The organism is Priestia sp. YIM B13552, assembly GCF_042787775.1.
GTDB lineage: Bacteria > Bacillota > Bacilli > Bacillales > Bacillaceae_H > Priestia > Priestia megaterium_E.
On sequence record NZ_JBHZOU010000002.1, the window covers coordinates 1,122,236 to 1,135,431 of the forward strand.

The 13,196-nt window shown below is 39.6% G+C and carries 10 protein-coding genes and 1 other annotated feature; of the genes, 2 read left to right on the top strand and 8 right to left on the bottom strand.

Translation table 11 applies throughout. The features are described 5' to 3' along the window. Nucleotides 1-11: 11 nt before the first annotated feature. Nucleotides 12-1,415, bottom strand: a complete 1,404-nt coding sequence (pepV, locus tag ACFX40_RS11810; protein ID WP_060747098.1) for a dipeptidase PepV — start codon at nucleotides 1,413-1,415, stop codon at nucleotides 12-14. A gap of 408 nt (nucleotides 1,416-1,823) precedes the next feature. On the opposite strand from pepV, the gene ACFX40_RS11815 reads away from it, so the two are divergent. Continuing rightward, nucleotides 1,824-2,045: a DeoR family transcriptional regulator gene (locus ACFX40_RS11815; protein ID WP_013059517.1), complete on the top strand. Its 222-nt coding sequence runs from the start codon at nucleotides 1,824-1,826 to the stop codon at nucleotides 2,043-2,045. A 222-nt stretch (nucleotides 2,046-2,267) separates the two neighbouring features. On the opposite strand, the gene ACFX40_RS11820 is transcribed toward ACFX40_RS11815, so the two are convergent. Together ACFX40_RS11820 and ACFX40_RS11825 are read right to left on the bottom strand one after the other, a co-directional pair. After that, nucleotides 2,268-2,984, bottom strand: a complete 717-nt coding sequence (locus tag ACFX40_RS11820; protein ID WP_028410484.1) for a pseudouridine synthase — start codon at nucleotides 2,982-2,984, stop codon at nucleotides 2,268-2,270. 51 nt (nucleotides 2,985-3,035) lie between these two features. Beyond that, nucleotides 3,036-4,679, bottom strand: coding sequence for a putative polysaccharide biosynthesis protein (locus ACFX40_RS11825; RefSeq protein WP_013085248.1), 1,644 nt, complete (start codon nucleotides 4,677-4,679; stop codon nucleotides 3,036-3,038). Nucleotides 4,680-4,889: 210 nt separating this feature from the next. On the opposite strand from ACFX40_RS11825, the gene ACFX40_RS11830 reads away from it, so the two are divergent. Continuing rightward, nucleotides 4,890-6,161, top strand: a complete 1,272-nt coding sequence (locus tag ACFX40_RS11830) for a BaiN/RdsA family NAD(P)/FAD-dependent oxidoreductase (RefSeq protein ID WP_098249352.1) — start codon at nucleotides 4,890-4,892, stop codon at nucleotides 6,159-6,161. Nucleotides 6,162-6,165: 4 nt separating this feature from the next. Here the strand turns inward: ACFX40_RS11830 and ACFX40_RS11835 are convergent, their stop codons facing one another. The 5 genes from ACFX40_RS11835 to ACFX40_RS11855 form a co-directional block, all read right to left on the bottom strand. Next, on the bottom strand, nucleotides 6,166-6,345 hold the full coding sequence (locus tag ACFX40_RS11835; RefSeq protein ID WP_013059521.1) for a sporulation protein Cse60: 180 nt from the start codon (nucleotides 6,343-6,345) through the stop codon (nucleotides 6,166-6,168). A 437-nt stretch (nucleotides 6,346-6,782) separates the two neighbouring features. Beyond that, nucleotides 6,783-7,094 carry a rhodanese-like domain-containing protein gene (locus ACFX40_RS11840; RefSeq protein ID WP_060747096.1) on the bottom strand — a complete coding sequence of 104 codons (312 nt, stop codon included), beginning with the start codon at nucleotides 7,092-7,094 and terminating at the stop codon, nucleotides 6,783-6,785. Between the two features lie 239 nt (nucleotides 7,095-7,333). After that, the gene (gene leuS / locus ACFX40_RS11845; protein WP_377254972.1) at nucleotides 7,334-9,748 is read right to left on the bottom strand and encodes a leucine--tRNA ligase; all 2,415 of its coding nucleotides are present in this window, start codon (nucleotides 9,746-9,748) and stop codon (nucleotides 7,334-7,336) included. A 64-nt stretch (nucleotides 9,749-9,812) separates the two neighbouring features. Then, nucleotides 9,813-10,031: a binding site (T-box leader), on the bottom strand. A gap of 411 nt (nucleotides 10,032-10,442) precedes the next feature. Further along, complete coding sequence (locus ACFX40_RS11850; protein ID WP_028411840.1) at nucleotides 10,443-11,765, bottom strand: GntP family permease; 1,323 nt, start codon at nucleotides 11,763-11,765, stop codon at nucleotides 10,443-10,445. A gap of 155 nt (nucleotides 11,766-11,920) precedes the next feature. After that, on the bottom strand, nucleotides 11,921-13,108 hold the full coding sequence (locus tag ACFX40_RS11855) for an MDR family MFS transporter (protein ID WP_033579590.1): 1,188 nt from the start codon (nucleotides 13,106-13,108) through the stop codon (nucleotides 11,921-11,923). Between the last annotated feature and the right edge of the window lie 88 nt (nucleotides 13,109-13,196).

The window sequence follows — 13,196 nt, forward strand, 5'->3', positions numbered from 1 at the left end:
GTTCGCTTTTTTTATTTAGCTAATTCGTAAATAGCCTGTGCATAAATAGCTGTTGCACGAAGTAAATCTTCAATTACCATGTACTCGTCTTTTTCGTGCGCTACTTCTTCACGGCCTGGGAAAAGAGGTCCAAATGCCACACCCGCTTCTAATGCTCTGGCATACGTTCCTCCTCCAATTGAAATAAGTGTAGGTTCTTCATTTGTTTGTTCTTGGTAAACCTTTTGAAGCGTTTGAATAAGCTCATGTTTTTGATCAACGTGATGTGGCTTAGAATCTGTAAAATGTTTGATGGTCATTTGATAAGATTCACTTTTTTCTTTAATCGTATCAATAATGTCGTCAATATGAGCTGATACAGGATAGCGAATGTTTAAACCAAAATGCCCCGCTTCTTCTTGATTGTAAGACATGATTCCAACATTTATTGTTAAATCACCCGTGACCTCATCTTTGCGATTTAAGCCCATTTTTTCTCCTAGTGCATCTTGGACTAAATACGCATTTGCATAACCTACAAACTGGTTAGCTTGTTCATCAAGTTCTAATGTGTGCAAAAAGCGAAGAAGCGTAAGTCCAGCATTTTTCCCTTTATCAGGCACACTGCCATGTGCTGAAACGCCTTCTAAAGTAAGTGTGTATACACCGCTCTTTTCTGTTATTGAACCTTTTACAGACTGATCTTTTAAAAATTGATCATATTTATTTTTAATATCCGTTTCACTATGGAATTCAAGAACAGCTGTTGCAAGATCAGGAACCATATTGTAGCGTCGCCCAGAGACAAATGATGTAAGCTGAACACTTCCCTTTGTTCCTTCAATTGGCTGCTGGCGAATTTCTACGTCTGTAATGCCTTTTTCAGCAAAAATGATAGGAAAATCCGCATCCGGCGCAAATCCCATCGTTGGCATCTCTTCATGGTTGAAGTAGTGATCCACACATCTCCAGTCACTTTCTTCATCCGTTCCAATGATCATTCGAACCCGTTTAGATAGAGGAAGCCCTAAATCTTTCACAATTTTCATCGCATAATAAGCAGCCATCGTTGGGCCTTTGTCATCGATTGCTCCTCTAGCAAAAATTTTCCCGTCTTTTATTTCACCGCCGTATGGATCAACCGACCACCCGTCTCCTTCAGGAACAACGTCTACGTGACAAAGAATGCCAAGAAGGTCTTTCCCTTCTCCTGCTTCAATATGACCTGCATATCCGTCTACGTTCTTAACGGAAAACCCGTCATTTTTTCCTTTATTTAAAAGAAAGTCAAGCGCTTGAGCAATTCCAGGTCCAAATGGCTCTTCTTGTTTTTCTGTGCTTGTCAAAACACTTTTAATTTGTAGAAAACGCTGCGTCTCAGCTAGAATTTCAGCTTCTCTTTTTTGAACTTCCTCTTTCCAATTAATTGCCGTCATCTGTTTGTCTCCTTTTCCTGCTTTTACAGATTGTATCTATCATTACTATTGGTAAATTTAACTTTATCATACCTTTATATAGAAAGAAATAATTGTCTCTTTCCTTTCATATCAAAGGTTTACAGAGTCAAAATTCCGGGAAATAAATTGTAGGCACAATCGATAAAAACGGATTCTATTTGTTTATTGTTTACATATACTATAAAAAATGTGCAAATAGAGGAAGGAGATGTTACGAAAGGATTACATATTTATATCATTTTTTGTAAATATTGTGTTAATTTGCGTTTTCTCTTTTATTTTTCTGTCGATTTTGTGTACAATAAGGATAAGGACTGAAATAGTGCTTGACATCTCAGAGTTATAAAGAAGTTGTGCCTTACGAAAAACGAATAAGGAAGTGGTTTTTTGAAACCTTCAACTAATCGAATGCTAACTCGTATCAAATCGGTCTATATGTTCATTTGTAAAAATGGAACAGTTACAACGCAAGAGCTCGTAGACGAATTTGGTATTACACCAAGAACCATTCAGCGTGACTTGAATGTGTTAGCATATAATGATTTAGTTCGCAGCCCAAGTCGCGGTACATGGACGACTACGCAAAAGAAGGTCAAGATGTCATCCTAGTAAGTTTATTTCAAGGGTAGTAAGTGATTTATATATAGAGATAAAATTCTACGCAGTAGAAAGTCAAGACTTGGACGAGTGCATAGTCCCCCGCTCCATTTGCACGTCAAGCAGAGTTGGTACTCGTTTAAGTGCTTTAACGTGAAATGTTTCACTTGTCTGACAAAGTGGACAAAAAAAGGAACCATTTTAGACTTAGGTTCCTTTTTCTTTCGCCTCTTCTTAGGCATTTGATTTTTGCAATAAAGCTAGTTCCTCTTCCGTTAACTCCCTATACTCTCCTAAATCTAACGACTCGTCTAATAGCAAAGCTCCCATAGATAAACGTTTTAAATACGTTACTTTTTTTCCTCTTGCTTCAAACATACGCTTCACTTGATGAAATTTCCCTTCAACGATCGTTAATTCAATTTCTGATTCCACACCGCTTGTTAGTATCTTTAACTCTGCTGATTTTGTTACATATCCATCATCAAGAGTGACACCTTGTCTAAATGCTTCAGCATCTTCTTCAGTCACCGGTGCATTAATTTTTGCAAAATACGTTTTAGGAACGTGCTTTTTAGGAGATAGAAGCTGATGTGCAAGCTGACCGTCATTCGTCAGCAGCAAGAGCCCTTCTGTATCTTTATCTAAACGCCCTACCGGAAATGGGTCATACACAGCATCGTCAAGTTCAAGCAAGTCCAAAACTGTTTCATGAAGAGAATCTTCTGTTGCTGATATGACGCCTTGCGGCTTATGAAGCATAAAGTAAACAAATTCTCGGTAAGAAACGGCTTCGCCATGCACAGTTATTTCTTGTTCATCTGGATTAACGTGGACCTTAGCATCTTTAACTGCTGTACCGTCTACCTTAACAGCTCCAGTCTTTAAAAGACCTTTAACTTCTTTTCGGCTTCCGTACCCAATGGTAGAAAGCAATTTATCCAAACGCATGTAATATCCTCCTCTTTTTTGAAAAGAAGATGACTCTAACGAGTCATCTTCTTAGGCACTGCGCTGTTTATTTCGGCGCAGTATCTTTCTTTCAATTGCACCTGTTACCCTCGCTCCCATTACTTTTTCAAGCAGGCTTGAACGATAGGTAATAATAAAGTAAATAAGGCCGCCTACTGCTGCTCCTATAATCGTAATAACAGTGGCAGAGAATCGTCCTGGCGTTGTAAACAGACCAATCACTGCTGCAACAATTTTTACGCTGATTCCCATAATCGCAACAAAAATGAGAATAAGCACAGATCGTTTTATAAACTCACTGTAGTTATATTTTGCGTGTTTTTGAATAAGCGCAAACATATAAACAAGAGATACGATATAGCCTAGTGCTGTCGCTAAAACTGAACCAATCTCGTGGAACATAAGAATAAATGGAACGTTCACGACAATTTTCACAATCAATCCAAATAATAGACTTAAAACAGCATATTTTTGTTTGTTGATTCCTTGTAAAATAGCTCCATTAACCGTAAAAAATGAGAACAATAAAGCTACCGGTGCATAGTAAAGTAAGACATTTCCACCCGCATCCGATGCATCTGTTCCAAAGAAAAACGTATAGGCTGGGCCAGCTAAAGCCATTAATCCTACAGATGCTGGCAGTACAAGAAACATAATCGTTTGATATGTTTGATCAATTTGCTTTTGCAGTACGTTATAATCTTTATTCACAAAGGAACGTGTAATCGTTGGTACAAGAGTCAAACCGAACGCCGTAGCTAATGAAACGGGAATCATGACAAGCTTTGGAACATAAGACTGAACAATTCCGTTCATTGACTCTGCTATTTCTTTTTGTCCAGCCGCTACCATTGCACGGTTAAATGTGAATTGGTCCACATACTGATAAAGCGGAATAGCCAAGCTGACAAAGACATATGGCAATGAATACGTAAGCAGCTCTTTAAAAATGGATACGGTAGAAATACGCGTAGGCGTTACCGTCTGCTCGTTCACCATTTTATCAAGATAAGGCTTTCGTTTTTTCCAGTACCAAATTAATACAGCCAGTCCAGCAAGAGCTCCTACAAAAGCCCCCATCGTAGCAAATCCAACGGCTAATGCAAGACTTCCATGGACAACTTTGATGACGATATAGGTAGATGCCAATAAAAAGACAACCCGCACAAGCTGTTCAACTACTTGTGAAACAGCTGTTGGTCCCATAGACTGGTGACCTTGGAAAAATCCTCGCATTAAACTCATCATCGGTACTACAATTAACGCAACACTAACCATTCGCATAACCATTACTACATCTTCTAAGGAGTTATTTAAATCAGAACCTCCCAGTGTAATTCTAGACATAACAGGAGCTAACGAATATAAAAGTAAAAATGCAAGTATTCCTGTGACAAGCATTAATTTCATGCCGGCCCGGTACATTCTTCTACTCGTATAGTAATCACCGAGTGCATTATATTTTGATACAAATTTCGATACGGCCATTGGCATACCGGCTGTAGCAATACTTAAATAAATAGCATATTGGTTATATCCGTAACCAAACAGTGCTCCCCCTACGGTTCCAACAAGGATCGCAAATGGAAATAAATAAATCATTCCCAAGATTCGGGATACATAGGTGCCAAGCGTCAGCACAAAGGTCCCTCTTAACAATTTTGAATCAGACATACGTTTGCCTCCGATACTTAATGTTACATACTGATAATAATGATAGAATTGAAAAGAAGCAAGTGACAGTATACACTAAGAAAGGTCTTATACTCACTCGCACTCGTCAACAAACTAAAAAACAAAGACTATAGCCCATTTTATCCAATGTTGAGAGATTTGTCAGTGAACAAACTAAATTTTTTTAAGAATAGACAGGTTGGTGAAAGTATGATATATGATGTAGTCGTAATCGGAGGAGGACCTTCTGGTTTGATGGCATCGATTGCAGCTGGTGAGTCAGGTGCAAACGTATTATTAATTGATAAAGGCAATAAACTTGGACGAAAGCTTGCCATTTCTGGAGGCGGACGCTGTAATGTGACAAACCGTCTTCCCATTGATGAACTTATTAAACACATTCCAGGAAACGGCCGCTTTTTATACAGTGCGTTTTCTGTTTTTAATAACGAAGATATCATCTCTTATTTTGAAGGCCTTGGAATTAAATTAAAAGAAGAAGATCACGGACGTATGTTTCCGGTCAGCAATAAAGCGCAATCTGTTGTTGACGCATTAATTAGCGAACTTCACCGTCTTCGTGTGACGATTCGCACAAACACAGCCGTTAAACGCGTAAACTATGAGAACAACACCGTGAAAGAAGTTGTGCTTCAAAACGGGGAAGCAATCCAAACGAAAAGCGTTGTGATTGCAGTAGGTGGAAAATCAGTACCTCATACAGGTTCGACAGGAGACGGTTATCAATGGGCAAAAGATGCGGGGCATAAAATTACTGAGCTTTACCCAACAGAAGTTCCTATTACATCTAGCGAACACTTTGTTAAAACCAAAACGCTTCAAGGTCTATCGCTTCGCAATGTAGGACTAAGCGTGCTAAATAAAAAAGGCAAGCCTGTCATTACTCATCAAATGGATATGATTTTCACTCACTTTGGCATCTCTGGCCCTGCCGCTCTTCGCTGCAGCCAATATGTTGTTAAAGAGTTAAAGAAACAAAAAAGCAACACTGTTCAAATGTCTCTTGATTTATTTCCTAGCCAAAACGAAGAAGATATTTTTCAGCAATTAGTCAAAACAACAAAAGAAGAGCCGAAAAAAGCAATTAAAAATGTCTTAAAAGGTTTTGTATCTGAACGCTATCTATTGTTTTTACTCGAGCAGGCAGGCATTGATAGCCAAGCGCTAGCAGGACAGCTTCAGCATGAGAAACTGAGAGAATTTGCAAAACTGTGCAAACGATTTGAATTTGCTGTAAACGGCACGCTTTCTTTAGAAAAAGCATTCGTCACAGGAGGCGGCGTATCTGTTAAAGAAATTCACCCAAAAGAAATGTCTTCGAAATTTATGCAAGGCCTTTACTTCTGCGGGGAAATTCTTGATATCCATGGATACACTGGAGGATACAATATCACTTCCGCTCTTGTAACAGGCCGTTTGGCGGGGAGTAATGCAGGAGAATTTGCAACAAGCCTAGCATAATATGCTAGGCTTTATACATAACCATGGCTGAAAAACAGTACACCTGCTCATCACGATCAACATCCACTGTCACCTGGTATTTAATATCAACGACGTCTTCATCCTCTAATTTCCGTAAAAATCGATTCACCGCAAATTCTAAATCTTTTTCATGCTCTTTATCAAACATTTTTACTTGTATCACAGCTTCTACCACCTTGTCCTATCAAATTTGTTTCAATCAGAATGGACTGTTTCTCTTGATGATGGTTTTTGTACGGATTTTCAATCTCTTACTACTTCTATTTTTATGAGGGCTTTTATAGATTTAGTCATCATTTGTTTTCTTGCTATCATTTTAGTCGGTTGGCAGAAGTTTCATTCAAAAAAGAGGAACGAAATGAATCCAATCTAAAGGCGAACAAATGGGATACATGAGCTGAACCGCTTGTAACACGGCAGTCGATTTCCTTGCAAGACTTCGCTTTCCGCAGGAGTCTTGCAAGGAAATCAACTGCTAGAAGGAACGAAACAAATAAAACCTATGTTCACCATAACAAAAAAAATGAACCACTAATCAAACATGTTGATCAATGGTTCATTTTTCACTTCAGCTAAGATACTTTTGTCCCAGCCTCTTTTTTATTTATTAACCGTTTTTCCTTCCCACTCTAACATACCGCCAACCATATTTGTTACTTTATATCCTTGTTCTTGAAGGTAGTAACATACGTTTTCACTGCGGCGGCCCGAACGGCAAATGAAAATATATTCTTTGTCTTTATCGAAATGATCCACATTAGCTGGAATATCATTCATACGAATGTGTTTAGCCGTTGGAATCATTCCTTCTGCTACTTCTTCATCTTCACGCACATCAACTAAATGAAGTTCTTCTCCCTTTTCAACGCGTTTTTGAAGTTCCTCAGGCGTAATTACTTTTACTTCTTCCATCTTCGTCATTCCTCTCTATTCTTTCATTCAGCTTGCTATCGCTATTGTAGCAAACTCAAATACCTTTATGCCACTAAATAAGAAAAGCTTAAGCAGCAGCCTGCCTGAGCTTTTCCAATCGTAGTTAAAGGTTTGACTAAGCGTCTGATGTCAAACCCGAAAGGCGGACATCAGGCGCTTCGGTCTAGAAGAGAACCCCTGACTGCTCTTTAGTCAGGGGTTCTTTTCTACATGAATACTTAATTAGCTACGATGTTTACTAATTTACCAGGCACAGCAATCACTTTGCGCACTGTCTTACCTTCAATGAACTCTTGAACATCTTCATTAGCCATTGCAATATCTTGAAGCTCTTCACGAGATGCCTCAGCAGGTACATTAACTTTTGCACGTACTTTACCGTTAATTTGAACGACAATTTCCACTTCATCATCTACAAGTTTCGCTTCGTCAAACGCAGGCCAAGCCTCATATGAAATTGTATCTTCGTGACCTAGTTTGCTCCATAATTCCTCAGTCGTATGAGGACAAATTGGTGCTAATAGCTTCACAAATCCTTCTACGTATTGCTTTGGCAGCACGTCAACTTTGTATGCATCATTGATGAATACCATAAGCTGAGAGATACCTGTATTAAAACGGAGGCCTTCGTAATCTTCCGTTACTTTTTTCACCGTTTGGTGATACACGCGTTCAAGCGTAGTGTCATTGCTTTCTTGAACCTTGCTGCTTAATTCACCGTTATCGTCAACAAGTAAGCGCCATACACGATCTAAGAAACGGCGTGCACCATCAAGCCCTTTTGTTGACCAAGCGATTGATGCATCTAAAGGTCCCATAAACATTTCGTAAAGGCGAAGCGTATCTGCACCGTGGCTTTCTACGATTTCGTCTGGGTTTACAACGTTACCTTTTGACTTACTCATTTTTTCGTTGTTTTCTCCAAGAATCATACCTTGGTTAAACAGTTTTTGGAACGGCTCTTTTGTTGGAACTACGCCGATATCATATAAAAACTTATGCCAGAAACGAGCATATAATAAGTGAAGAACAGCGTGTTCAGCTCCACCGATATAAATATCAACCGGCAACCATTCTTTTAATTTATCTGCATCTGCTAACGCTTCACTGTTTGTTGGATCAATGTAGCGTAAGTAATACCAGCAGCTGCCTGCCCATTGAGGCATTGTATTTGTTTCTCGGCGCCCTTTTTTGCCTGTTTCCGGATCTACAACGTTCACCCAGTCATCAATGTTTGCTAACGGAGATTCACCTGTGCCTGACGGTTTGATTTCAGTCGTTTTTGGTAACACAAGCGGAAGCTGATCTTCAGGAACTGCCGTTGTTGTGCCATCTTCCCAGTGAATAACAGGAATCGGTTCACCCCAGTAGCGCTGACGGCTGAATAACCAGTCACGCAGACGGTATGTTACTTGTTTTTCACCTTTTTCATTTGCTTGAAGCCACTGAATCATATTTGAAATTGCTTCTTCTTTGTCTAGACCATTTAAGAAGTCTGAATTAACGTGCTCGCCGTCGCCTGTATAAGCTTCTTTTGAAACGTCTCCACCCGCTACTACTTCTTTAATCGGCAGTTCAAATTTAACAGCAAACTCATAATCACGCTCATCATGAGCAGGAACAGCCATAATTGCACCTGTACCATAGCTCATTAGAACATAGTCAGCAATCCAAATTGGCATTCTCTCACCGTTTACAGGGTTAATTGCATAAGCACCTGTGAATACGCCCGTTTTGTCTTTAGCTAAGTCTGTACGCTCTAAATCGCTTTTGCTTTTAATTTGATCTAAATACGCTTCTACCGCTTCTTTTTGTTCGGCTGTCGTAATTTTATCCACAAACGGATGTTCAGGTGCTAAAACGGCATACGTTGCCCCAAACAGCGTATCAGGACGCGTTGTGAACACAGTAAATGTTTCGTCATATCCATCAATTGTGAAGTGAACGTGAGCTCCTTCAGAGCGGCCAATCCAGTTTCGCTGCATTTCTTTAATACTTTCTGGCCAATCAAGATCATCTAAATCTTCTAGTAAACGATCTGCATAAGCTGTGATTTTAAGCATCCACTGCTTCATTGGACGACGCTCAACCGGATGCCCACCGCGCTCACTTTTGCCATCTATAACTTCTTCGTTTGCAAGTACTGTTCCCAACGCAGGACACCAGTTAACAGCTACTTCATCCACATAAGCTAAGCCTTTTTTATATAACTGTAAGAAAATCCACTGCGTCCATTTGTAGTAGTTAGGATCAGTTGTATTAATTTCACGCTCCCAATCGTAAGAGAAACCTAACGATTTGATTTGACGACGGAAATTATTAATGTTAAGTTCAGTGAACTCAGCCGGATCGTTTCCTGTATCTAATGCATACTGCTCAGCAGGTAGTCCGAATGCATCCCATCCCATTGGATGAAGTACATTGTATCCTTGCATACGCTTCATACGAGATAAAATGTCCGTTGCTGTATAACCTTCTGGATGCCCAACGTGTAAACCCGCCCCAGATGGATAAGGGAACATATCTAATGCGTAAAACTTACGCTTTCCTTCATCTTCTGTTGTTCTAAATGTTTTATTTTCTTCCCAAACTTTTTGCCATTTTTGTTCGATCTTTTCATGATTAAAAGCCATACATAATCCTCCTTGTACGCTCCAGCTGTATTTAATTAAACTAAAAAACCCCTCATCCCTCAAACAAAGGGACGAGAGGTTGAATAAACTTCCCGCGGTACCACCCAAATTAGCACAATTATGTACTCACTCATTTTCCTTAACGCGGATAGACGGTAAATGTTACTTTACTTCACATTTACAACTCCAAGGTGAGTTCATGAACGCCCGTTTGCTGACTCGCACCACCCGTCAGCTCTCTTAGCTCGCTTCGTTCACTACTATTCCTTATCATAGTTTTTACATCATACTACCTTGTATTGTAAATAATATGTTCGCAAACTGCAAGTTGTTCAACGGATTTTGTAAAAGTTTCTACACTGCCTCACTGCTTTGTTGCTAAATCCCCTCTTTCATTCTTATATATGAACAACTTCTCCCAAAAACATACATACAACGCCAAACAAAGAGATTTAGACATAATTAAGTTAATCCTATCTAAAGCTGAATAAATAGGATATCTGGACTCCTTGCTACAAAACTGTTCATTTCCGTGCAAGGCTTCATCTTGCGCTCCAATCAACAGCTTAAAGCAACTAAACACATAAAAGCCGAGTTCACCATAATAATGAAAAGATCCGAACGATTTATCGTTCGGATCTTCCTTCAGCTAAAATACTTTTGTCCCCGCCTCTACTTTCTTTAACAGCTATTATTAAATACCAAATCCAAAAGAAAACAGGATAATCGCAAGTACGAGACCAACAAGCGGAACAATTACCGTCATCGCTGCAACTGATCCATACGCATCTTTATGAGTTTCTCCACAAATAGAATTAATTGTGGTGACGACATAACCATTATGAGGCAAGGAATCTAATACGCCAGAAGATATAGCTACTACACGATGGAGAGCTTCTGGATTTACACCAGCATCTAGATAGTGAGGGGCTAAAATTGGCAAAGCAATCGCCTGACCTCCTGAAGCCGAACCTGTCATCCCCGCGATAACACTCACCGCAATAGCTCCCCCTATCAACGGACTGCCTGGAATATGCGTCATGGCATCTACAGCCACTCCAAACGCGGGAACAGCCTTAGCAACCCCTCCAAAACCTACGACAGCAGCTGTATTCCCAATTGCAATTAACGCTCCAAGCGTCCCTTCTGATGCTGCATTCCAAAATCCTTTAAAGTGTTTTCGGTTCACAATGTATGTGACAATAATACCGCTTAAAAGTGCGACAATCAACGCAGATTGCTGAAGCGGCTTATGAAGTGCAAAAGAAATAATGAGCACGACCACAAGCGGAAGCAAACTTAATAACGGATTAGGAAGAGACTGATTTTCCGTTACTGCTGGATCTTTCTCGCGTGATATAAAACGCTCTCCATTTTTAACTGCTTTTGAAATCAAGCGCTTTAACCACCAGTAGCCGAATACAGCCATCACTACCGCTACAACTAAACTAACTTCCCATCCTGCATACGGACTAGTCTTTAAATATTCAATTGGAATCCAGTTTTGGATTTCAGGCGATCCAGCCGAGGTCATCGTAAACGTAACGGAACCGAATGCTAAAGCAGCAGGGATAAACCGCCTCGGCAAATCAGCTTGTTTGAATAAGCTTAAAGCCATTGGATAGACAGAGAATGCTACTACAAACAGACTGACTCCTCCATATGTTAAGACCGCACAGGCAAGTACAATCGCCAACACTGCTCTTTTCATTCCTAGTTTACTGACAATCCAGCGAGAAACACTATCAGCAGCCCCGCTGTCTTCCATCACTTTTCCAAAGACGGCGCCCAATAGAAACATTAAATACCAAGAAGCAATAAATCCTGTGAAACCAGACATGTAATTTCCAACAAAATTTGCTTCTCCTTCTTTCACCAGCTGTGGAAATAAAGGCATTCCGCTTGTTAACGCAACAACTAAAGCACTGAGCGGACCTGCTATAAATAAATTCATGCCTCTCATCGTTAATACAATGAGCAGCAATAATCCTCCAATTAATCCAATCATACTAAGCATGTTTAGCCCCCCATGAAGTCATATAATTAGAAAACGCTTACATTTTACAGGTATATACTCCTTCCTTTGCTTGTCACGACCCTTACTATATTATTAAAGGAATACTGAAGACATTCCTACGTTTATTGAACAGTCAAAAATAAAACCACCTCTATTTATTTAGAGATGGTTAGTGAACGCTGACGTTTTTCTTTTAATTTATAATCGTATATCCATGTTGTACACATGCTAAATAACAATAGTGCAATTAATAAATAGCACAGGGTAGACATATTAAACGCATCGAAAATAATGCCTCCAAAGAGAGGGCCAATCATTTTACCTGCAGTAGCCATACTGTTGACTACGCCTTGATAAAACCCTTCTTTTCCTGATGGAGCTAACTGACTTGCGACAGCTGGAATTGCTGGCCAAACAAACATTTCTCCAACTGTTAACACAATCATTGCTGTTAAGAACTGCGAAAATGTTGTGGCATTCACCACGATGATGAAAGAAGCCACAAAAATAACCGTTCCAATTAGAACCTGTACTTTTAATGTCTTTGCTACTTTTTGAATGATAGGCACAATCAAAGGCTGACCGACTACAATTAAAATGCCGTTAATCGTCCAAAGCAAACTGTAGCTAGAAAGAGGTATATTCAACTCACGCGTATGCGTAGCAATCGTTGTTTGCCACTGAACATACGCGACCCAGCATAATACGTATCCTGTACATAAAATAAGAAGGGCCGTCAGTTTCGTTTTGTGCTGAATACTACCGGCTTCATTAAGGACATTCGTTTGCCCAACTGTAACCGAAATATGACGGTATGAAAAAATAGCAATAAGAAGAAAAATAACGTATAAAATTGTATTAGCTAAGAAAATATACGTAAATGAATAGGATGCTACAACGCCCCCTACCGCTGCGCCAATAGCCACTCCTGCATTTTGAGCAACGTACATCGCATTAAATGCTTTTCTTCCGCCTTGTGGCCAGACTGAGCCTGCCATTGCATACATAGATGGAAACACAATACCAGATCCAAATCCTACAATAACCAAGAGAACAACGTATGTAGGCCAACCATGGAAAAACACCAGTCCCACTAATGCAACAAGGGTAATAATAATTCCTGATAAAATGGATTTATATCCTCCAATTTTGTCAAAAAGCGTTCCCCCTAGTAAATTACCCACTACGCTTGCAGCAGAGTTCAGCATAAGAACCACTCCTGCAACGGATAACGACTTTCCTAAATGTTCATTTATATAAATTGTATTGAGAGGCCATAAAAACGAAGCTCCCGTTACGTTTACAAGCATACCAATAATCAAAAACCAAAGTGACTTGGGCATTGATCTCCCCCCTATCTATTCGAATGCCAACGTACATTCTAGTCTTTTCTTAAAGGGTTCGCAATGCTTTTACATATAGACAATTTAT